Annotated in this window: 19 protein-coding genes; 13 read left to right on the top strand and 6 right to left on the bottom strand. The window is 70.6% G+C overall.

Going from position 1 to position 20065, the window contains the following annotated elements; all coding sequences use genetic code 11:
- Positions 1–28: 28 nt before the first annotated feature.
- The 10 genes from AB0J88_RS14925 (at position 29) to mqnP (ending at position 11022) form a co-directional block, all read left to right on the top strand.
- Positions 29–553, top strand: coding sequence for a TlpA disulfide reductase family protein (locus tag AB0J88_RS14925; protein ID WP_364346066.1), 525 nt, complete (start codon positions 29–31; stop codon positions 551–553).
- The gene (locus AB0J88_RS14920) at positions 553–1305 is read left to right on the top strand and encodes a cytochrome c biogenesis protein CcdA (protein WP_364344661.1); all 753 of its coding nucleotides are present in this window, start codon (positions 553–555) and stop codon (positions 1303–1305) included. The genes AB0J88_RS14925 and AB0J88_RS14920 overlap by 1 nt, the downstream gene beginning before the upstream one ends.
- Positions 1305–2876, top strand: coding sequence for a cytochrome c biogenesis protein ResB (locus AB0J88_RS14915; protein WP_364344664.1), 1572 nt, complete (start codon positions 1305–1307; stop codon positions 2874–2876). Before AB0J88_RS14920 ends, AB0J88_RS14915 begins: the two co-directional genes overlap by 1 nt.
- Positions 2876–3823 carry a c-type cytochrome biogenesis protein CcsB gene (ccsB, locus tag AB0J88_RS14910; RefSeq protein WP_364344667.1) on the top strand — a complete coding sequence of 316 codons (948 nt, stop codon included), beginning with the start codon at positions 2876–2878 and terminating at the stop codon, positions 3821–3823. Before AB0J88_RS14915 ends, ccsB begins: the two co-directional genes overlap by 1 nt.
- Positions 3824–3905: 82 nt before the next feature.
- A complete protein-coding gene (locus AB0J88_RS14905; protein ID WP_364344670.1) occupies positions 3906–6464 on the top strand; it encodes a right-handed parallel beta-helix repeat-containing protein in 2559 nt (852 codons plus the stop codon).
- A gap of 22 nt (positions 6465–6486) precedes the next feature.
- The gene (locus tag AB0J88_RS14900; protein WP_364344673.1) at positions 6487–6912 is read left to right on the top strand and encodes a PH domain-containing protein; all 426 of its coding nucleotides are present in this window, start codon (positions 6487–6489) and stop codon (positions 6910–6912) included.
- A gap of 53 nt (positions 6913–6965) precedes the next feature.
- On the top strand, positions 6966–7493 hold the full coding sequence (locus tag AB0J88_RS14895) for a SigE family RNA polymerase sigma factor (RefSeq protein ID WP_364344676.1): 528 nt from the start codon (positions 6966–6968) through the stop codon (positions 7491–7493).
- Positions 7490–8614 carry a hypothetical protein gene (locus AB0J88_RS14890; protein ID WP_364344679.1) on the top strand — a complete coding sequence of 375 codons (1125 nt, stop codon included), beginning with the start codon at positions 7490–7492 and terminating at the stop codon, positions 8612–8614. The genes AB0J88_RS14895 and AB0J88_RS14890 overlap by 4 nt, the downstream gene beginning before the upstream one ends.
- Positions 8615–8665: 51 nt before the next feature.
- Positions 8666–10123 carry a menaquinone biosynthesis decarboxylase gene (locus AB0J88_RS14885; protein ID WP_364344682.1) on the top strand — a complete coding sequence of 486 codons (1458 nt, stop codon included), beginning with the start codon at positions 8666–8668 and terminating at the stop codon, positions 10121–10123.
- Positions 10123–11022 carry a menaquinone biosynthesis prenyltransferase MqnP gene (gene mqnP / locus AB0J88_RS14880; RefSeq protein ID WP_364344685.1) on the top strand — a complete coding sequence of 300 codons (900 nt, stop codon included), beginning with the start codon at positions 10123–10125 and terminating at the stop codon, positions 11020–11022. Before AB0J88_RS14885 ends, mqnP begins: the two co-directional genes overlap by 1 nt.
- On the opposite strand, the gene AB0J88_RS14875 is transcribed toward mqnP, so the two are convergent.
- On the bottom strand, positions 11019–12131 hold the full coding sequence (locus tag AB0J88_RS14875) for a Fic family protein (protein WP_364344688.1): 1113 nt from the start codon (positions 12129–12131) through the stop codon (positions 11019–11021). The genes mqnP and AB0J88_RS14875 overlap by 4 nt on opposite strands.
- Positions 12132–12240: 109 nt before the next feature.
- On the bottom strand, positions 12241–13215 hold the full coding sequence (locus AB0J88_RS14870; protein WP_364344691.1) for a terpene synthase: 975 nt from the start codon (positions 13213–13215) through the stop codon (positions 12241–12243).
- Positions 13216–13276: 61 nt separating this feature from the next.
- On the opposite strand from AB0J88_RS14870, the gene AB0J88_RS14865 reads away from it, so the two are divergent.
- Positions 13277–13936: a UbiX family flavin prenyltransferase gene (locus AB0J88_RS14865; protein WP_364344694.1), complete on the top strand. Its 660-nt coding sequence runs from the start codon at positions 13277–13279 to the stop codon at positions 13934–13936.
- A 4-nt stretch (positions 13937–13940) separates the two neighbouring features.
- On the opposite strand, the gene AB0J88_RS14860 is transcribed toward AB0J88_RS14865, so the two are convergent.
- Positions 13941–14210 carry a BldC family transcriptional regulator gene (locus AB0J88_RS14860; protein ID WP_364344697.1) on the bottom strand — a complete coding sequence of 90 codons (270 nt, stop codon included), beginning with the start codon at positions 14208–14210 and terminating at the stop codon, positions 13941–13943.
- A 247-nt stretch (positions 14211–14457) separates the two neighbouring features.
- On the opposite strand from AB0J88_RS14860, the gene AB0J88_RS14855 reads away from it, so the two are divergent.
- Positions 14458–14916, top strand: coding sequence for an Lrp/AsnC family transcriptional regulator (locus AB0J88_RS14855; RefSeq protein ID WP_364344700.1), 459 nt, complete (start codon positions 14458–14460; stop codon positions 14914–14916).
- Positions 14917–14926: 10 nt separating this feature from the next.
- Positions 14927–16018 carry a PLP-dependent cysteine synthase family protein gene (locus AB0J88_RS14850; protein ID WP_364344703.1) on the top strand — a complete coding sequence of 364 codons (1092 nt, stop codon included), beginning with the start codon at positions 14927–14929 and terminating at the stop codon, positions 16016–16018.
- Here AB0J88_RS14850 and AB0J88_RS14845 read toward each other — a convergent pair.
- The 3 genes from AB0J88_RS14845 to AB0J88_RS14835 form a co-directional block, all read right to left on the bottom strand.
- Positions 16015–16635 (bottom strand): putative glycolipid-binding domain-containing protein, encoded by a 621-nt coding sequence (locus AB0J88_RS14845; protein WP_364344705.1) that lies wholly within the window; start codon positions 16633–16635, stop codon positions 16015–16017. The genes AB0J88_RS14850 and AB0J88_RS14845 overlap by 4 nt on opposite strands.
- Before the next feature lie 28 nt (positions 16636–16663).
- Complete coding sequence (locus tag AB0J88_RS14840) at positions 16664–18025, bottom strand: DEAD/DEAH box helicase (protein ID WP_364346068.1); 1362 nt, start codon at positions 18023–18025, stop codon at positions 16664–16666.
- A gap of 215 nt (positions 18026–18240) precedes the next feature.
- Entirely contained in the window at positions 18241–20010 is a 1770-nt protein-coding gene (locus AB0J88_RS14835) for a hypothetical protein (RefSeq protein ID WP_364344708.1), read from the bottom strand.
- Positions 20011–20065: the final 55 nt, after the last annotated feature.

The raw sequence follows: 20065 nt of genomic DNA, 5'->3' as shown, positions 1-20065 counted from the left end.
CGTCGGGATAGTGGTCGCCGCGGTCGCGGTGGCCGCCATCGTCTACGTGATCACCGGCCGCGGCGGCGACAGCTGGAAGGACCTGTGCGGCACCTCCAGCGAGGGGTTCATCGAGTGCACCGCCGGCAAGCGACCGGCCGCGCCGGAGGTCAAGGGCGAGCTGCTCGAGGGCGGCACGTACGACTCGGCCGCGAGCGCCGGCAAGGTCGTCGTCGTCAACTTCTGGGGATCGTGGTGCGCCCCCTGCCGGGCCGAGATCGACGACCTCGAGGCCGTCTACGAGACGACCAAGGGCAGCGGCGTCGAGTTCCTCGGCATCAACATCCGCGACAGCCGGGACGCCGCGCTCGCCTTCCACAACCAGCGAGTGGGCTACCCGAGCGTGTTCGACCCGTCGAGCAAGCTGGCGCTCGGGTTCCAGATCCCGCCCAACTCCATCCCCGCGACGATCATCCTCGACCGGTCCGGCGACATCGCGTACGTGATCCGCCGAGCCGTCACCAAGGACCAGCTCCAGCCGGTCGTCGAGCGGGTCGCGGCCGAGGCGTCCTGATGGGCGACACGTTCGGCAACCTCGCCACCAGCGGTCCGCTGTTCTTCGCGATCGGCGGGGCGGCGCTGGCCGGGCTGGTCAGCTTCCTGTCGCCGTGCGTGCTCCCGCTGGTTCCTGGCTACCTGTCCTACGTGACGGGCCTCGCCGGCACCGAGCTGGAGCGCAAGGTTCGCGAGCGCAGCCGGGTGCTGGCCGGCACGATGCTGTTCATCGTCGGCTTCACCACGGTCTTCGTGCTGGTCGCGGTGCTGGTGAGCCGGGTCGGCTGGGTGATGGTCGAGCACCGCCGGGTGCTGGAGATCGTGGTCGGCTCGCTGATCATCGTGCTTGCCCTCGCTTTCCTCGGCGTGATCCCCGGGTTCCAGCGGGAGCTGCGGATCCAGGCGCTGCCGAAGGCCGGCCTGCTCGCCGCACCGGTGTTCGGCGCCGTGTTCGCGCTGTCCTGGGTGCCGTGCGTCGGCCCGACGATGGGATCGGTGCTGCTGCTGGCCGGGACCTCCGGTCAGGCCGACCGTGCGGTCGTGCTAGCCGTCGCGTACTGCCTCGGGCTCGGGATTCCGTTCGTGATCTTCGGGTTGTTCTTCACCCGCCTGCTCGGGCTCTTCAAGCTGATCCGGCGCAACAGCAAATGGGTCACCCGGGTCGGCGGGGCGCTGCTCATCCTGATCGGGCTGGCGCTGGTCACAGGCGGTTGGAACAGCTTCCTGATCTGGCTCCAGAGCAGCGTCGGCCCGGGGAGCATCGGCATCTGATGACGACGACCGAGACGCGACCCACTTCGGAGGCCGCCCCGAAGCGGCCCGGCTGGGGCAACTGGCTGATCGGCCTCGCCCGCGGCCTCTGGCGGCAGCTGACCAGCATGCGTACCGCGCTGGTGCTGCTCTTCCTGCTCGCCGTCGCGTCGATTCCCGGCTCGGTGCTGCCACAGAGCAACGTCGAGATCGAGAAGGTCCAGAACTTCTACCGCGAGCACCCGACGCTGGCCCCCTGGCTCGAGAAGGTCGACGGGTTCAACGTCTTCGGATCGCCCTGGTTCGCGGCGATCTACCTGCTGCTGTTCACGTCGCTGATCGGTTGCGTGGTGCCGCGCCTGCGCGACCACTACCGGGCGATCAGGTCGCAGCCGCCGAAGGCACCGTCGCGGCTCGACCGGTTGCCGCACCACGCTGTCGTCCAGGACTTCGACGGCTCGCTGGACGAGGTCGCGGCCTCGCTGCGCAAGCGGCGCTGGCGGGTCGTCGTCCGCGACGACGCGGTCTCCGCCGAGAAGGGCTACCTCAAGGAGACCGGCAACCTGGTCTTCCACTGCTCGTTGCTGGCCGTGCTGATCGCGGTCGCGCTCGGCTCCTGGTACGGCTGGCACGGCAACCGGATCCTGGTCACCGGCAAGGACTCGAGTTTCTGCAACAGCCTTCAGCAGTACGACGAGTCGAAGCTCGGCCCGCGCGTCGACGAGGGCAAGCTGCCGCCGTTCTGCGTGACGCTGGACGACTTCGAGGCGACGTTCCAATCCAGCGGGCAGCCCAAGCAGTTCCGCGCGTCGGTGACCGTCGAGGGCGACGGGCCGACCCACAGCTCCAGCTTCTCCGTCAACGACCCGCTGCGGCTGGACGGCGCCTCGATCTACCTGCTGGGCCACGGCTACGCGCCGATCCTGCGCTACACCGACCGGTTCGGGAAGACGCAGACCAAGGACGGTCCGTTCCTGTCGATCGACGCGATGCAGACCAGCACCGGCGCGATCTCGTTCCCGGACGCCAACGTCGACCCCGCGACCGGCAAGCGCGACGCGAACCTGCAGATGGGTTTCGACGGCATCTACATGCCGACCGCGCCGGCCCAGGCACCGTTCCTCCGCTCGGACTTCCCCGCCGAGAACAACCCAGGGCTGTTGCTCACGGCCTATCGCGGCAACCTCGGCCTGGACGCCGGCATCCCGAGCTCCGTCTACCGGCTCGACCAGGCGCAGATCGACTCGGGCCGACTCAAGCCGGTCGGTGAGGGCAAGCTGCTCAAGCCCGGCGAGACCTGGACGCTGGACGACGGCTCGACGGTGCAGTTCGTGGGCACGAAGAAATACATCGTGCTGTCCGTGCGGCACGACCCGGGACAGGGCATCGCGCTGATCGCGGCGGTGCTCGCCCTCGGCGGCCTGATGGGCTCGCTGTTCGGGAAACGCCGCCGCGTCTTCTTCCGGCTGGCTTCCCCGTCTCCGACGTCGAGTAGTAGATTGCTCGAAGCCGGTGGCCTGCCGCGCACCGACTACCCCGGCTTCGCCGAGGAGTTCGCTTCGACCGTCGCCGCCGTGAGAGAGAAGACCTGATGGCCGCCTTTTCGGACGCGCTGCTGGTGGTGGCCATGCTCGGCTACCTCGTCGCGATGATCTGCTACGCCGCCGTGTACGCGTTCGGCGACCGCGGCGTGGTGGCCAAGGTGGCCACACGGGAGCTCGTGGGGGCCGGCGGCCCTCCGGTGGTCGAGGTCGTTTCAGAAGTGCGCAAGCCAGCGCCCCGTCAGTCGTGGGCCGGCCGCATCGCCGGGGCGGTGCTGGTGCTCGCCGGTGTCGCCCAGTTCGGCTCGCTGGTGTTCCGCGGTGTCGCGGCCGACCGGCTGCCCTGGGGCAACATGTACGAATACGTCCTGGCGGCCACCTCGGTCGCCGCCGTGGCGTGGATCGTCGTGATGTTCCAGCGCCCGGCACTGCGCCACCTGGGCCTCTACGTCGCGTTGACCCAGGTGGTCCTCCTCGGCGTGGCGGCGCTGTTCCTCTACGTGCCCGTCGGTCCGCTGGTGCCGGCCCTCGACTCGTACTGGCTGGCCATCCACGTCACCGCCGTGGCCATCTCGTCGGGCGTGTTCCTGATCGGCTTCGTGCCGGCCGCGCTGTTCCTCCTCAGGTCCGGCTGGGACAAGGGCCGCCACGGCTTCCCGTTCAGCCTCGGCGAGAAGCTGCCGGCCGCGGCGGTCCTGGAGCGACTGTCCTTCCGCCTGCACGCGTTCGCGTTCCCGATCTGGACCTTCGGCGCGTTGATCGCGGGCCCGATCTGGGCGGAGTCGGCGTGGGGCCGTTACTGGGGCTGGGACCCGAAGGAGGTCTGGGCCTTCATCTCCTGGATCGTCTACGCGGGCTACCTGCACGCCCGGGCAACACCGAGCGTGAAGCAGACAACGGCGACCTGGATCGCGGTGCTCGGCTTCCTGACGATGCTGATGAACCTGTTCGGCGTCAACATCTTCTTCACAGGCCTCCACTCGTACGGCGGCCTCTGATCCTCGACCGATCGGCCAGGCGTGCTGGCCGTATCGACTTGTTACGATCCCGTTGATCATCTTGGGCAACGGGGAGAACGAGATGCGGGTTGTTCGCGGCATTGCGCTGCTTGGCGTCGGTGTGTTGCTGACCGCAGGACTGTCTGTGGCCGGTGGAGCCGCCGCGGCGGCTGACCCGCCGTCCACCATCCACGTGGCGCAGTCCTGTGGCGGTGTCCAGGACGGCAGCGAGACCAAGCCCTACTGCACGATCGGGCAGGCGATCGCGTTCGCCGTGCCCGGGCAGACCATCGCCGTGCGCGAAGGCACGTATTTCGGCACCGAGGTCCCGCGCTCAGGGGAGGCCGGCAAGCCGATCACGTTGGCCGCGAGGCCAAGCAGTCTGGGCACCGCCGTCACGATCATCGGTGAGCCGGCGTTCCGCTTTTCGGGTGTGCACGATGTCGTGGTCGACGGTTTCATCACCAACACCGGTGGACCCGGCGTCGTGGTCGAGAATTCCAGTGACGTCACGTTCACCAACGGCCGGATCAGCGCCGTGTCGGGGCCGGGTGTCGAGATCAAGGGCGACTCGCGTCGGGTCACTGTCAGCGCCACGCTGGCGAACGTCACCCGCGGACCGGCCTTCGCGGTCGGCGGGGGCGCCACCGACACTCTGTTGGCCGCCAACAGCATCCGTGGGATCCGGTACACCGGGGTCCCGCCCTACCCGGCCGTCGCCGTCGCCGGCGCGCCGCGGACCACGATCATCAACAACACGATCGTGACGGACTGCCTCACCGGCGTTGACGTCAGTGGCGACTCGGCGGGGTTCGCTCTGGTCAACTCGATCGTGCGCACCACGACGGTCAGCACTCCGGGCCGGTGCGCCGGCTCGCCCGCGCCCGATCCCGCGAGCGTGCTGCCGGTGGCGGTCACCGGCGCGGCGACCTCCGACGGACAGATCGACTACAACGTCATCGATCCCGGACACGGCGGGGCGCTCTACTCCTGGGCCGGCATGACGTTCCCCGACCCGAGTGCCCTCCACGCCGCCACCGGGCAGGCGGCGCACGACCTCAGGGCGGACCCGAAGCTGGGCGCCGTCGCCGACACCTCCTTCGGCCTGCGCCCAGGCTCGCCGGCCATCGACTCCGCGAAGGCCACCGCCCCGAGGCTCCCGGCGATCGACCTGCGAGGCAACGCACACGCCGACAACCCCGACGCGGGCAACAGCGGCGGCGGTTACGTCGACCGTGGCGCGATCGAGATCGTTCCGACCCCCACCGTCACCACCACGATCGTCCACGCGCCCGGCGGTGGCGCCCTCGATGCGGTCGTCACGAGCAGCCGGACCTACCCCTGGCCGACCGATGGTCCGATCGGAACGTTCAGCTTCCGTGGCGACGGCCCGGCGTCGGTGATCAACCGGACCGGGACTGCGCGACTGACCTTCGGCAACGCGGGCGCGGCCTGCGCGACGACCATGCTCAGCCTCGACGGGTTTCGCAGCACCAGCCTGGCCTATTCCGACGCGCCCTGCGTGATGCTCGGCGGCGGCTATGCCGCTGTCACGCCGCAGCGGGTGCTCGACACCCGGTCGGCGATCGGCCGGCCCGGCACCACGCCGCTGTCAGGCGGCCAGCAGGTCGACTTCGCCATCCCCGGCGCGGCTGCGACGGCCAGCGCGGTCGTTCTCAACGTCACTGTGACCCAGCCGCAGAGCTCCGGCTCGCTTCGGGTCATGCGGTCGGACCTGTTCGAGCCGGTCGGTGCCAACCTGCACTTCGTGGCCAACCAGACGATCGCCAACCTGGTGACGGTCCCGGTCCGCAACGGCAAGGTCTCGATCTACAACGACAGCCCCGGCACCTCGCACGTGCTCGCTGACCTGGTCGGCTACTACGCCAACACCCCGAACGGCCTGACCGCCGCGACGCCGGCGCGCGTGCTCGACACCCGATCCGCGATCGGCGTGCCGGGTACGAGCCCGGTGGGCCCGCAGGGACGGGTCGTCGTCGACGTTTCTTCGCGCGTGCCGGCCGGCACCACCGCGGTGGTGCTCAACCTGACCGTCACCCAGTCGACCCAGAGCGGGCACATCACCCTGTTCCCGAACGGTTCCGCGGTGCCGACGGCCTCCAATCTCAACTTCGTCGCGGGCCAGACGGTGAACAACATGGCGATCGCCCCGGTGGTCGAGGGGAAGATCGCGTTCGCGCACGGCGGCTCGGGCACCGTGCACGTGATCGCCGACCTGGCGGGTTGGTTCGCTCCCGGGGCCGGCAGCACGTTGCTGCCCACGTACCGGAGTCATCTCTTCGAACCTGGCCAGAACGCGGGTGGGCTCATCGGGCCGGGTCAGTCGGTGCGGATCTTCGTGAACAAGACCTGGTGCGGATCCTCTGCCTGCGAGCCACGCAAAGCCGTCGTCGCGAACCTGACCGTCGACACGGCCGGGGCGGCGGGCTACCTGTCGATCTACCCGTACGGCCAGCCCAAGCCGGTGGTGTCCGTCCTCAACTTCACCAAGGGGCAGACGGTGTCTACGCAGGCCACCGTCGGCGTCGCCGAGGACTCCTTCATGGTCTTCAACAGCAGCTCGGCCACGGTCGAGGTGTTCGTCGACCAGTTCGGCCTCTACTTCGGATCGATGGCCTGACGCACGTCAGTATCCTGTCCCGATGCGACAGACGTGGCGGGTATCGCCGGTCGGGCGGGTGAGCGGGATCGTGTTCATGGCCTTCGGGCTGTGGGTCATGGTCCGTGCGGTGCTGGCCGGCTCGCGCGGCGGCTACGACCTCGGCATCGTGTACGGGTTCGGCTTCGGGCTCGCCGCCGTCCTCGTGCCGCTGCTGTTCGCGCTGCGCCCCGCCGTGACGCTGACCGGCACCGAGGTCCTGGTGCGCAACCCGCTGCGCACCAGGCGCGTGCCGCTGGCCGAGATCACCGACGCCAAGACCGGCTACGGCGGCCTGCGCATCGAGACCCGCGACGGCCGCGCGGTGACCGCCTGGGCCGTGCAGAAGTCCAACGTGGCCAGTTGGTCCGGCAAACACACCCGGGCCGACGACGTCGCCGACACCATTCGCGCACAGGCGACCGCCTGACCCAAGCAGCAGCGGCCGCGACGGCGGCGTTGTCAGGGGTATGAAGGACAAGCATGGACGCTGATCTCGAAGCGGAGTTCAGCGAGTTCGTCGGAGCCAGGTCGCACGCGCTGTTCCGCACCGCGCTGGCGCTGACCGGCCACCGCCAGCAGGCCGAAGACCTGCTCCAGACGGTGCTCATCAAGGGCGCCCGGCACTGGCCGCGGATCCGGTCCGGCGCGCCCGAGGCGTACCTGCGCACCGCGCTCTATCGCCAGCAGACCAGCTGGTGGCGCAGCCTGCGCCGGCGCGCCGAGGTGGCCACCGGCGCCGTGCCGGAGCGGGCCGTGGTGGGCGACCCGACCGAGACCGTCGACCTGCACCTGGCGTTGCGCCAGGCGCTCGATCGACTGGCGCCCAAACACCGGGCGGTCCTGGTGCTGCGCTACTTCGAGGATCGGCCCGACAGCGAGATCGCGGAGATTCTCGGCTGCGCCGAGTCGACCGTCCGCAGCCAGGCGGCTCGCGCACTGGCCCGGCTGCGCGAGCTCGCCCCCGAACTGACCATTGGCGACACCACCACCCAGGAGGTGGCACGATGAACGACCGCGTCACGGGCGCGCTGCGAGAGACGTTCGAGGAGATCGCCGACGACGGACCGCCACCGGAGGGCCTCGCTCGCACTGCGCTGTCCTGCGCCCGCCGCAGCCGCCGGCACCGCGCCGGTGGTGCGGTCACCCTGGCCCTCTGCGCCGCGTTGGCCGGCGGTTTCGCGGTCAGCGGTGTCGGCGAGGGCGACGGCGACGGCCAGGGCAGCCCGGCGCTCGGCGGTCCGGTCGGTGGGGTGGTCATGGCCTACAGTGGCGTCCGCGACCTGGCCATCGAGGACGGCAGCCCGGCCTTCAACTACTCGCTCCTGCTCGATCGCGAGACGGGCACGTACAAGCGGCTCGCGTACCGATCCGTCACGCCGTCGCCCGACGGCGAACAGGTGCTGGTCGCGGTCGGCGACAACAGCGGCGCCCATCCGAACAGGTACGGCGTCATGACGAGGGCGACGGGCGAGGTGCGCTGGTTCCCGGACATTCCGGGCAACGCCGGTGAAGGCGTCTGGTCGCCGGACGGCCGGCGGGTAGCGTTCCGGAACCCCTCCAAGGACGGCATGATCACCGCGGTCGTGGCCGACGTCGAGACGTTGCGCAGCGAGGAGGTTCCGCTGCCGGACTTCCGTTCGGGCGATGTGCGCATGCGCTGGACGCCGGACAGCAACGGCTTCGCGATCACCCTGGTCACCTCGCAGGGCGAAGGCTCGCTGGAGCAGGCGAGCAAGGTCGGCTACTACGATTTCGCCGGCCGGCAGCGACACTCGGTCCCGGTGCCGGACGCCTCGTTCACGGCCGCACCGAACTTCTCGGCCGCCGGCCAGTTGGCGCTCAGCGGACCCGTCGGTGGCGTCGGGCCACTGACGGTCGCGGTCGTCGACCCGCAGTCCGGCGCCGTCCGCTCGCGCTTCGCGATGGCCGACACAGGCCAGATCGTCGACTGGGTCGGCGAGGACCACCTCCTCGTGCGGACCTTCGCCGGTCACGAGCAGCTCCAGCTCGTCACGCTGGACGGCGCGGTCCTCAAGCGGTTCACGCCCCCCGACGACGTCTTCGCGCAGGAGATCCGTGTCGGGCCGGCCGAGGGCCTGCCGGCGTCCGCCGCCGACCTGATCTTCTGACTCCCGGGGGCCGAGACGGTGCGGCGCGGGTCATAGGCGAGACTGCTACCTATGGCCCGCGCCTTTCCGTACCCCGACCTCAAGGACTTCATCGCTGCCCTCGAGAGCGCCGGTGAGCTGCGGCGCGTCGGAGTGCCGGTCGACCCGACGCTGGAGATCAGCGAGGTGGTGACCCGCACCGTCCGGGCCGGCGGGCCGGCGCTGTTGTTCGAACGGCCGACCCGCGGCGAAATGCCGGTCGCGATCAACCTGTTCGGCACCGAGCGGCGCACCGCGATGGCGCTCGGCGTCGAGTCGCTCGACGAGGTCGGCGACCGGATCGGTGCGCTGGTCAAGCCCGAGCTCCCGGTGGGCTGGTCGGGGATTCGCGACGGGCTCGGCAAGGTCCTCCAGCTCAAGTCCGTGCCCCCGAAGAAGGTCAAGACCGCTCCGTGCCAGCAGGTGGTCTACCGGGGCAAGGACGTCGACCTCAACCGGCTGCCGGGGCTCCAGGTCTGGCCGGGCGACGGTGGCATCTTCCACAACTTCGGGCTGACCCACACCAAGCACCCGGAAACAGGCAAGCGCAACCTCGGCCTCTACCGCCTCCAGCAGCACTCGCACAACACGCTCGGCATGCACTGGCAGATCCACAAGGACTCGACCGCGCACCACGCGGTGGCCGAGCGGCGCGGCGAGCGGCTGCCGGTGGCCATCGCGATCGGTGCGGACCCGGTGGTCAGCTACTCCGCCAGCGCCCCGCTGCCCGGCGACATCGACGAGTACCTGTTCGCGGGCTTCCTGCGCGGCGAGCGGGTCGAGATGGTCGACTGCCTGACCGTGCCGCTCCAGGTGCCGGCGCAGGCGCAGATCGTGATCGAGGGCTACATCGAGCCCGGCGAGCGGCTGCCGGAGGGTCCGTTCGGTGACCACACCGGCTTCTACACCCCGGTCGAGCCGTTCCCGGTGCTGCACGTCGAGTGCATCACCACCCAGCGCGACCCGGTCTACCAATCGATCATCACTTCGAAGCCGCCGCAGGAGGACCACGGGCTTGGCAAGGCCACCGAGCGGATCTTCCTGCCGCTGCTCAAGCTGCTGATTCCGGACATCGTCGACTACGACCTGCCGTCCGCCGGGGTGTTCCACAACTGCGTGATCGTCTCGATCAACAAGCGCTACCCGAAGCACGCGCAGAAGGTGATGAGCGCGGTCTGGGGCGCGCACCTGCTCTCGCTGGCCAAGCTGATCGTGGTCGTCGACGACGACTGCGACGTGCACGACTACGCCGAGGTGGCGTTCCGCGCGTTCGGCAACGTCGACTACGCGCACGACCTGGTGCTCACCCAAGGCCCGGTCGACCACCTCGACCACGCGTCGTACCAGCAGTTCTGGGGTGGCAAGGCGGGTGTCGACGCGACCCGCAAGCTGCCGACCGAGGGCTACACCCGCGGTTGGCCGGACGAGATGACCATGTCGCCGGAGATCACGGCGTTGGTCGACAAGAGGTGGAAGGAGTACGGCATCTGATGGTCGCCGTGGCGGCACCGGCCCCGAACCGGGTCAGGGCCTTCATGCGGCTGGTGATGATCGAACACTCGATCTTCGCCCTGCCGTTCGCCTACGTCGCCGCCCTGGCCGCCATGCGGCTCGACGGCGGAAGCGTGCAGTGGGACACCCTGGCGCTGATCACGATCGCGATGGTCGGCGCCCGCACGGTCGCGATGGCCGCGAACCGGATCATCGACCGGCGGATCGACGCGCAGAACCCCCGCACGGCCAAGCGCGAGCTGATCACCGGCGAGGTGTCGCTGCGTACCGCCTGGATCGGCCTGTTGCTCTCCCTGGCCGTCTTCGAGGGCGCGGCGGCGGCACTGAACCCGCTCTGCCTGATCCTGTCGCCGCTCGCGTTGTTCCTGCTGGTCATCTACTCGTACGCGAAGCGCTTCACCAACTATCCGCAGTTCTTCCTGGCGGCAGCGCAGGCGGTGGCCCCGGTCGGGGCTTGGATCGGCGTGACCGGCGAGTGGTCGTGGCCGGCCTTCGTGCTCGGCGTGGCGGTCGGCACGTGGATCGGCGGCTTCGACTGCATCTACGCCGTGCAGGACCTGGAGGCGGACCGCCGCATCGGCATCGGCTCGGTCCCGGTGAAGCACGGCGTACGCGGCGCCCTGATCATCTCGGCGGTGACCCACGTGGTCACGGTCGCCTTCTACATCTGGTTCGGCGTCCTCGCCGACCTGGGCTGGCTCTGGCTGACCGGCGTAGCGATCACGGCGCTGGTCCTGGTCTACGAGCACTCGATCGTGAAGCCCAGCGACCTGTCGCGAGTCAACAGAGCCTTCTTCACCGCAAACGGCGTGATCGGCATCGTCCTGTTCGCCTTCGCCCTCCTGGACCTGGTCGCCCTCCAGGGCCTGCGCGCCTAGCCGACGTCTTCGCGCGCCAGTCGGTCCCGCATCCAGGGGAACGGATCTTGGAGGGGTCGGCGGCGTTCCTGGCATCGCGTCCGCAGCTCGTTCAAGACATCGCCCGCGACGTAGTGACGCCCTCGCGTCTCGCCGCGTGGCACCAGGATTCCGAGGTCCACGAGGCGTCCCAGATCCCTGCTCGCCGTGCAGTCCTCGGTTTCGGTGGCCTTGGCATAACCGGAACGCCGAAGCCGGTAACCCAACACCGCGTCGTACAGCTGGGCTGTTACGCGCTCGGGCAGCGCGTTGTCGCCCACGAGTCGGTCCAGCTCCGCCCAGATCGCGATCGCTTCGTCCAGCCGGCGTTGCGTCGTCTGTGCCTGCATATGGTGCGCGCGTAGATTGAAGTCAATCCACAGGTGCGCGTCCGGGCGGGGTTTCCAAACGCCCTGACCTGTGATGGCGAGAACGCGGTAGTAATCGTCGGTGTTGTGTCCGAGCCATTCTTCGATGCTGGAGAACGCTGGCTCCGCGATCGCCTGACGGGACAGCACGAGCGTCTGCAGCGCCCTGGACATGCGGCCGTTCCCGTCGCGAAACGGGTGGATCATCACGAGGTTCAGGTGCGCCATCGCGGCCTGGACGATCGGATCGTTTCCCACTCCCGCATGGAGGCTGTCGGCTAAAGCCTCGACCAACAAAGGCACCTCGGCGGCGTCCGGCCCCTCGTACACGTTGCGGCCCGTGCGCTCGTCCTGAACGTAGATGGTCCGGGTTCGGTACTGGCCGGGGCTTTTCCCAAGCTCGTGCTGAAGCATCATGAAGTGCATGCGCCGCAAGGCGGTGCTGTTGAAGGAGAAGTGCGAGTCGTTGGCCATCTGAAGCACGTAACCGAGTGCTTGTCGGTAGCCGCGAATCTCGGCCCACGTGCGCTGGTCTGCCGACAACGGCTCTTCATCGTCGAGGGCAGCGGCGGCGTCATCCTCCTCGACGTGGTAACCCTCGATGCTGTTCGACCCTCGGATGGCACGCGCGAGCATTGTGCGGCGAAGACCGCCGTTCCACCGTTTCGGTACGCGCAGAGCGATCGCCAGATCGCGGCGCATGTTGCGGATCTCGGCAAGCACCGATAGATCCTCCGACGTGAGTGGCGGAGGCGTGTACAGCATGGGGAGATGTCCCGATGTCGCTGTCATCCAGACATCGAACCCCCATTGTGTCTCAATGATTGAGCCACTAGGCCTGGCGGTCGACCCACTCCTCGACCACGGCGGGCATCGGGTAGCGGGGTGACTCCAGTGACCAGTCGATCGTGCCGCGGACCGAGTCGGCTACGCCCTCGACGTAGCGGCGGACCGCGGCGTCGATGCGGGCGCCGAAGGCCGGCACCGCCGCTCGTAGCTCCACGAACCGGGTCATCCGCTCCTGCCAACGGTCGATCACCTCGCGGATGGCCGCCTCCCGGGCCAGGCCCCGCTCCCGCGCCGTGGCCAGCACCAGGTTGTGGCCGGCCGACGTGTCCTCGTCGCGCTCCAGCGACAACAGGTCGTTGAACCACGAGAGCAGGTCGTTGCCCGCCGCGCTGATCTCGCGCAGCACCGGATGGTGGTAGACCGCCTCCGGGATCCGCACGCGGCCCGAGCCGGCGAACTCGATCAAGGCGTACGACACGTACGCCGCCGAGGTGGCGCGGCGGAGCTGGATGTATTCCACGATGCCCGGGCGGCGGCCGACCCACTTGTTGCTGGCCTCGACCAGGATGCCGTCCAGGTGGTGGCGCAGCGCGTCGTTGATCCGGTCGACCGACGTCTCCGACAGGCCGCCGGTGATCGCCCGCCACGAGTCGAGCAGCATCGCCCGCATCGGGGCGCTCAGGCCCGGCGCGGGATGCCGGCCGTCGGTGTCGATCGTGGCGAAGACCCCGTCGACGGTCGCCCGCACCCGGTGCAGTGGCGGTATGGCGTTGCCGTCGACCGTGTCGTCGAGCAGGAAGAACCAGGTGAACAGCGCCGTGATGAGGCGCAGATCGAGCTCGGAAGCGTCCGGGTAGAGACGACCGGCGTAGCGGGCGAAGCCGCTGTGGTGCAGTCGCTCGGCCGTCTCGGCCTCGACGCCCCGCTCCACGAGCCAGCCGGTCAACCAGTCCTGCGCGGCGTCCGCGTGCGGCGAGATCCGCGGCGGGATGGGGCAGAACAGACCGGGCGTCACCATGGGCAGCGGCCTCCCGAGTGCGGGCCGGGTGGGGCTAAGCCCGGCTCATAGGCTTGACCGTATGCGAACGCCGTGGGTAGTAGGGGTCTCGGGAGCATCTGGTACGCCATATGCGGCTTCGGTGCTGCGCGGGTTGCTCGACGCGGGCGAGCCGGTCGATCTCGTCGTCTCGCGGGCGGCGCGGCTGACGATCCTCGACGAGACCGGGTCACCGCTGCGCGACGGGCACTGGAAGGACGACCTGGCCCGCTGGCTCGGCCGCGACCTGGCCGGCGCCGACCTGCTGTTCTGGCCGGCCGGCGACCTCGCCGCGGGGCCGAGCAGCGGTTCGTACCCGGCGCGCGGCATGGTGGTCGTGCCGGCGAGCACGGCGGCCTGCGCCGGCATCGCCCTGGGCCTGTCGAAGGACCTGCTGCAGCGGGCGGCGGAGGTCAGTCTCAAGGAGCGGCGCCCGACGGTGCTGGTGCCCCGGGAGACCCCGGTGACCCGCAGTCACCTGCTGCACCTGCTGGAACTCGACGCCGCCGGCGCGGTGGTGCTGCCGGCGAGTCCGGGTTTCTACGGTGCGGGTGCCACGGCGACCGCGGCCCAGTTGGTCGACTTCGTGGCCGGCAAGATCCTCGACGCCATCGGCGTCTCACATGATCTTTCGCCGCGCTGGACAGGAGCGATCGGCGGTGCGTCCGGTGGCCCGCCCAGCGGGCCCCAGCCGGACGCGTGAACGGTCAGTGCAGGCCGGCGTTCGTCGGCCCGTGGTTGCCGCTCTGCGACGGCCCTGAGTTCGGCGAACGGCCCGCGCCGTCGTCGAGGTCGTCGAGCACGCCTTCGCCCTCGAGCAGGGCACGTACCTCGGACTCCCGGAAGCGCCGGTGTCCACCTGGTGTCCGGATGCTCCCAATTCGGCCCGCCGCAGCCCATCGCGTCACGGTCTTTGGGTCGACCCGGAAGAGTGCGGCCACCTCGCCCGGCGTCAGCAGACGGTCTCCAGTGTCCACGGTCCCCTCCTCGCGTCAGCGAAAGCCTCTCGAACTGGTCTCAGATGTGCGCCCCGGCAGTGCGCGAGAGGCTTTCATAGGGACGTACGGCCATTAGAGCACCGTGAGAGTGCACTGTCCTGGAATCGGGGAAAACGCACTGTGTGGGAAGATCCCCGGTAAAATTGCGAGCCGTACTCTCCTTTGACCATGTTTCACGCGGACCGGCGAATCGTCCACTCCCGGCCCCCGTTAGGGTCTACAGGACGTGGATGCCATCGACCTGCGACTCGTGGAGTTGTTGCGTACCAACGCCCGGCTGTCCTTCGCCGAGCTCGCTCGACAGGTCGGGCTGTCCGCGCCGGCGGTGCACGAGCGGGTCGGAAAGCTCGAATCGTCCGGTGTGGTCCGTGGCTACCGGGCCGACGTCGACCCCGAGGCGATCGGGCTCGGCGTGACCGCGCTGATCGGCGTCGTCGAGGAGTCGACCACCGACGCCGACGACCTCCAGGAGCTCCTGCGCGAACTGCCCGAGATCGAGACCTGCTACTTCATGGCCGGCGTCGAGTCGTTCCTGCTGACCGTGCGGGTGGGCACGATCGCCGAGCTCGAGCGGCTGATCGTGCGGCTGAACCGGACACCGGGGGTGGCATCGACGCGCACCGCGATCGCCCTCTCGGCCAAGTGGGAGAACCGCCCGCGTCCGGTGTCGCCGCCGTCGGATTAGCCTGCAACCCATGGAACAGCTCGACCGATGTGACGACGCTGATCGGGCGTGGGTGACCGAAGCGGTCGCCGCGGTCGAAGCCGACGCGAACCGTTCCGCCGACACCCACCTGCTGCCTTTCCCGCTGCCCCGGGAGTGGGGGGTCGACCTCTACCTCAAGGACGAGTCGGTGCACCCGACCGGCTCGCTCAAGCACCGGTTGGCCCGCTCGCTGTTCCTCTACGGGCTCTGCAACGGCTGGATCGGCCCACGCACCACGGTCGTCGAGGCGTCGTCCGGGTCGACAGCGGTCTCCGAGGCGTACTTCGCCCGAATGCTCGACCTGCCGTTCATCGCGGTGATGCCGGCGTCGACCTCCGCCGAGAAGATCGCGTTGATCGAGTTCCAGGGCGGCAAGTGCCATCTGGTCGACGACCCGTCCACCACGGTCGACACCGCCCGGCGGCTCGCCGCCGATCTCCGCGGCCACTTCATGGACCAGTTCACGTACGCCGAGCGGGCCACCGACTGGCGGGGCAACAACAACATCGCCGAGTCGATCTTCAACCAGATGTCGCGTGAGCGGCACCCGCTGCCGACCTGGGTGGTGGTGGGCGCGGGCACCGGCGGCACCAGCGCGACGATCGGCCGGTACGTCCGGTATCAGCGGTATCCCACCAAGATCTGCGTGGTCGACCCCGAGAACTCGGCCTTCTATCCCGCGTACGCCACCGGCGACTGGTCGGTCAGCACCGGTCTCGGGTCACGGATCGAGGGGATCGGCCGTCCGGTGGTCGAGGCCTCGTTCCAGCCGCAGGTCGTCGACCGGATGTTCGAGGTGCCGGACGCGGCGTCGCTGGCCGCGATGCGGGCGGCCTCCGCGGTGCTCGGCCGCCGCGTCGGAGGCTCCACGGGTACGAACCTGTGGGGCGCTTTCGCCCTGATCGCGGAGATGCGCGGGGCCGGCGTACGCGGCTCGGTGGTGACCCTGCTCTGCGACGGCGGCGAACGCTACGCCGACACCTACTACGCGGACGAATGGGTGGCCGCGGCCGGCCTCGACCTGGCACCCCACTTGCACGTGCTGGAAAGCTTCCTGGCCTCGGGTGACTGGCGGGGCTAACCCCGCTTGGCCAGCCCCGGATAGTCGATCACGAAGCCGGAGTCGTCGACGGTCAGGTCCGCACGGAAAGTGTCGCTCTCGTAGCGGATCCGTTTGCCGCCCAGCGGCGTGTACGTGTGCTCGGCCGCGATGATCTCCAGGCTGGGCAGCAGCACCCAGGCCGCCATGATCGTATTGGGCCGGTCGGGCGTGGCGTTGAGCAGCCCGAGACGGCGGATCACCAGCGTGTTGGTCAGCGGTGAACCGCCGAGGTCGACGTCGAGGGCGCGTTCGAGCCGGGAGGAGTCCTCGATGCCAGGAAGGCCGACCCGCCGTTGACCCGCGGCGACCAGCGCCGCGTCGAGGTCACCCTGCTCGCCGGTCGTGGCGCGCCAGCGACCGGTGGCCCGCTGCAACCGGACCGTGCGCATCCAGCCGGCGCCCTCGACGCTGACGTCCAGCCGGGCCGTCTGCCAGTTCTCGTCGACGGCAAGCTCGTAGCGGGCCAGGTAGGGGATGGGGTCGACCGCCTGCTGGGTGCCCCGCGCGACCAGCCCGCGCCGATCGTCGAAGACGACGGTCTCGGCGCCGGGCAGGTCGGTGCGAGTCCACAGGAGAACCTTCGGCAACGTGGCCATGCGATCACGTTACCGAAGGTGCGCCGATCTAGTGGGTACGGCGCGGGCCGCTGCGAGGACCGCTGCGCGGCCCGCGGGACCCGGCGTGGCGGTGCTCGCCACCGTGGCGGTGGTCGCTGCCGTGCCGGTCGCCGCTGGGGCGCTGCGGCCGGCGCGGCTGCTCCAGGTCCGGCTTGACCGGGACGCCGCTGGGCTCCCGCGCGCCGGTGAGCTCGGTCAGCGCGGCGTCACCAGCGCGGACGCGGGTCTCGGCCGGCTCGACGCCCGCCTTGCCCAGCATGGCCAGCGTGCTGCGCCGCTGCTTGGGCAGCACCAGGGTGGCCACCGAGCCGGACTCGCCGGCCCGGGCGGTGCGCCCGGCGCGGTGCAGGTAGTCCTTGGCGTCGCGCGGCGGGTCGATGTGGACGACCAGCGTGACCCCGTTGACGTGGATGCCGCGCGCCGCGACGTCGGTGGCCACCAGCACGGTGGTCCGACCCTCCTTGAACTCGGCGAGGGTACGCGTGCGCGCGCGCTGGGTCTTGCCGCCGTGCAGGCCACCGGCGCGGACGCCGACCGCCGCGAGCTGCTCGACCAGCCGGTCGACGCCCATCTGGGTGCGGGCGAACATCATCGTCCGGCCCTCGCGGGCGGCGATCGACGCGGCGACCTGGAACTTGTCGTGCGGCGGGATCAGCAGGAGGTGGTGGTCCATCGTCGTGACCGTGGCGACGGCCGGCTCGGTCGAGTGCGTGACCGGGTCGTTCATGAACCGCTTGACCAGCGAGTCCACGTCGTTGTCCAGGGTCGCCGAGAAGAGCAGCCGCTGCGTGCCGGCCGGCGTCTTGGCCAGAAGCTCGGTCACCTCGGGCAGGAAGCCCATGTCGGCCATCTGGTCGGCCTCGTCGAGGACGGTGACCTCGATGTCGTCGAGCGAGCAGATGCCGCGCTGGATCAGGTCGCCGAGCCGGCCCGGCGTCGCGACGATGATCTCGACACCGCGCTGGAGCGCGTCGATCTGACGGTCGTACGGGACGCCGCCGACCGCGGTCTTCAGGAAGACGCCGAGCGCCTTGCCCAGCGGCAGCAGCGCGTCGTTGACCTGCATGGCCAGCTCGCGCGTCGGCACGAGGACCAGCGCGCGCGGGTGTTTGGGCCGCGCCCGCTCGCCGCGGGCGACCCGGGCCAGCACCGGCAGGCCGAAGGCGAGCGTCTTGCCGGAGCCGGTCTGGCCGCGGCCGAGCACGTCCTTGCCGGCCAGCGCGTCGGGGACGGTGGCCTTCTGGATCTCGAACGGGGTGACGATGCCTTCGCGGGCCAGTGCCCGGACCAGCTTGTGGGGCAGGCCTAGCGCCTCGAAGCCCTCCTGGGCCTCTTCGGTGCCTTCGGTCGCGGCAGTTGCGTCAAAGATGGACGGAAACGTGCTGGGGTCAGCAAACGCGGTCAAGTGGGGCCTCTCGTGGGCGGGCCATCTCGCGCGTCAACATCAAGTTCAGGGTGCACGCTTCGCAAGATCGCCCATGGGGCGCGGAAGCGCGCCGGTCGATGAACTTGACGAGTGTACGGTGTGTGGCCGCCCGACGTCATATCGAGGCGGCTACCCGTGTGCGGCATCACGCGCGCGAGTTACCCGAGGAACCCCGTGATCGAGTTGCTGACGAACAGGACGACGAGCACACCGATGCCGATCAGGACGCCGAGGCCCACCGCGAGGAACAGGCCCACCTTGGCGTAGCTGCGCTTGGCCTGGGTCGGCTCGGCCCGCCCCTGGGCCAGGATGTGGCCGGTCAGCGAGCCGGAGTTGTCCATCGTCGCGGCGGGATAGGCCGTCGTCATCTGCGCCGGCTCGTCCGACTGGCCGTAGAGCCGACCGGGCCGCTGGCCCTGTGCCCACCGGTGGTAGTCGGCCGCGGCCGGCGAGGCGCCCGGCGCGGTCGGGTTGATCGACTCCGGCCAGCTCGGCAGCGCCGGAGCGGGCGTCGGGCCGGCGCCGACGACCGCGGGCGGCGGTGGGAACGGCGGGGCGGGCGACGGACCCGGCGGCGGACCGGGCGGCGGCACCGGCGGGCCAGGCGGCACGGGCGGCTGCGGCTCCGGCACGGGTGGGACCGGCGAGGGCGGCGGCTGCGGGATCGGCGACGGCGGCACCGGCGGTGGGCCGGGCGGCGTCGGACCCGGGCTGGGTGGCGTCGGTGTCGGGCCGGGCGGCGGGAAGGGCGACGGGGCCGGCTCCGGGCCGGGGAACGGCGGCTGCGGACGCAGCGGCGGCTCCGGCTGCGGCTCCGGGGGCGGCGTCGGCCGCCGTCCGGGCGCCGGGCGATCAGGACCCGGCTCAGGCTCAGGCTCGCCGGGCGCCGGCTCAGGCTCAGCAGGCGAGGGCTCGGGCTGGTCAGGTCCGGGCTCGTCCGGTCGTGGGCGCTCGGGTTCAGGCTCAGGGTCGGGATCGTCCGGGCCGGCCCCTGACGGAGAAGCACCTCCCAGGTCCGCGTCGCCGGCGCGGTAAACCCGGGCACTGCCACTGGTGACGGACGGCACGCCGTAGGGAAGGTCGGCGGCAGAGGGCCGGCGGGCGCCCGGCACGATGACCCGCGCCTTGACCCGGGCCGCGCGGCCGTGGTCGGACGGCTCGGGCTCGGCGGGAGCCGGGATCGGCGCGACCGAGGCCGGCGTGCTCGCCGACCAGCCGGCCCGCTGAGCGGGGATGGCCGATGCGGCCGGCTCGCCCTCGGCGGAGACCGGCTCGACACCGGGCAGCGAGTAGCCGGGTGCGGCCGGCGGGGCGGCCGGGCCGGCCGCCGGCTCAGGCCGGACGTAACCGGGCGACGCTTCCTGCTCGGCCTTGTTGAACGGCACGGAGAAGCCCGACCACGGCGACTCGTCGGCGACCGGGACCTTGGGCACCCGCCGGTCCAGCGGCGGCACCGGCCCCTTGGCCGCCACCGGTGTGATCGGCGTGGGCCGGGCGGGCAGCGGCGCCTCGGCCGGCGGCTCGGCGGGCGGTTCGGCCGGTGCTTCGGCCGGCGGCGTGCTCTCGCCGGCCCGGTAGGTGCCGGGCACCGAGGGCGCGGCGACGTGCTCGGCGTCCGGCGCCGTGCTGGTGCGCACCGATGCTCGCCCGACGGCCGAGGTCGCTGTGCCACCCGCCGGCGCGGTCGGGATGTGCGAGATCTCCGAGACCGGCGTCGGTCGCGTCCAACCGGGCGCGGGGTTGGGCCAGAGCGCACCCTCGTCGGCCGGTGGCGCCGGCGGCTCGTACGCCTCCGGAAGCTCTTCTTCCCCACCGGCCTCGGGCAGCGCTGTGCCCACCGGCGGTGGCGCCGGCAACGGCGGCAGATCGCTGGGCAGCACAGACTCGTCGCTCTGTGCTTCGTTGGACTGCTGCGGCTTCTCGTCCATCGCTGCCTCCCTGCCCGCCGCCGGGCGCGCGCGTGTTCGCCCGGCGCGGCGTGCC

The sequence above is a fragment of the Asanoa sp. NPDC049475 genome (genome assembly GCF_040676915.1).
Taxonomy (GTDB): Bacteria; Actinomycetota; Actinomycetes; order Mycobacteriales; family Micromonosporaceae; genus Asanoa.
Note: the sequence above shows the minus strand (reverse complement) of the source record. Positions and strands in the feature narration are given on the sequence as shown.

Excerpts from the sequence above, each read along its gene's own strand:
- AB0J88_RS14845 (WP_364344705.1), bottom strand. The coding sequence starts at position 16,635 with ATGGCCACGTTGCCGAAGGTTCTCCTGTGGACTCGCACCGACCTGCCC.
- AB0J88_RS14835 (WP_364344708.1), bottom strand. The coding sequence starts at position 20,010 with ATGGACGAGAAGCCGCAGCAGTCCAACGAAGCACAGAGCGACGAGTCT.
- AB0J88_RS14900 (WP_364344673.1), top strand. The coding sequence starts at position 6,487 with ATGCGACAGACGTGGCGGGTATCGCCGGTCGGGCGGGTGAGCGGGATC.
- AB0J88_RS14905 (WP_364344670.1), top strand. The coding sequence starts at position 3,906 with ATGCGGGTTGTTCGCGGCATTGCGCTGCTTGGCGTCGGTGTGTTGCTG.
- ccsB (WP_364344667.1), top strand. The coding sequence starts at position 2,876 with ATGGCCGCCTTTTCGGACGCGCTGCTGGTGGTGGCCATGCTCGGCTAC.
- AB0J88_RS14885 (WP_364344682.1), top strand. The coding sequence starts at position 8,666 with ATGGCCCGCGCCTTTCCGTACCCCGACCTCAAGGACTTCATCGCTGCC.
- AB0J88_RS14890 (WP_364344679.1), top strand. The coding sequence starts at position 7,490 with ATGAACGACCGCGTCACGGGCGCGCTGCGAGAGACGTTCGAGGAGATC.
- AB0J88_RS14865 (WP_364344694.1), top strand. The coding sequence starts at position 13,277 with ATGCGAACGCCGTGGGTAGTAGGGGTCTCGGGAGCATCTGGTACGCCA.
- AB0J88_RS14850 (WP_364344703.1), top strand. The coding sequence starts at position 14,927 with ATGGAACAGCTCGACCGATGTGACGACGCTGATCGGGCGTGGGTGACC.
- AB0J88_RS14915 (WP_364344664.1), top strand. The coding sequence starts at position 1,305 with ATGACGACGACCGAGACGCGACCCACTTCGGAGGCCGCCCCGAAGCGG.
- AB0J88_RS14870 (WP_364344691.1), bottom strand. The coding sequence starts at position 13,215 with ATGGTGACGCCCGGTCTGTTCTGCCCCATCCCGCCGCGGATCTCGCCG.
- AB0J88_RS14895 (WP_364344676.1), top strand. The coding sequence starts at position 6,966 with ATGGACGCTGATCTCGAAGCGGAGTTCAGCGAGTTCGTCGGAGCCAGG.
- mqnP (WP_364344685.1), top strand. The coding sequence starts at position 10,123 with ATGGTCGCCGTGGCGGCACCGGCCCCGAACCGGGTCAGGGCCTTCATG.
- AB0J88_RS14920 (WP_364344661.1), top strand. The coding sequence starts at position 553 with ATGGGCGACACGTTCGGCAACCTCGCCACCAGCGGTCCGCTGTTCTTC.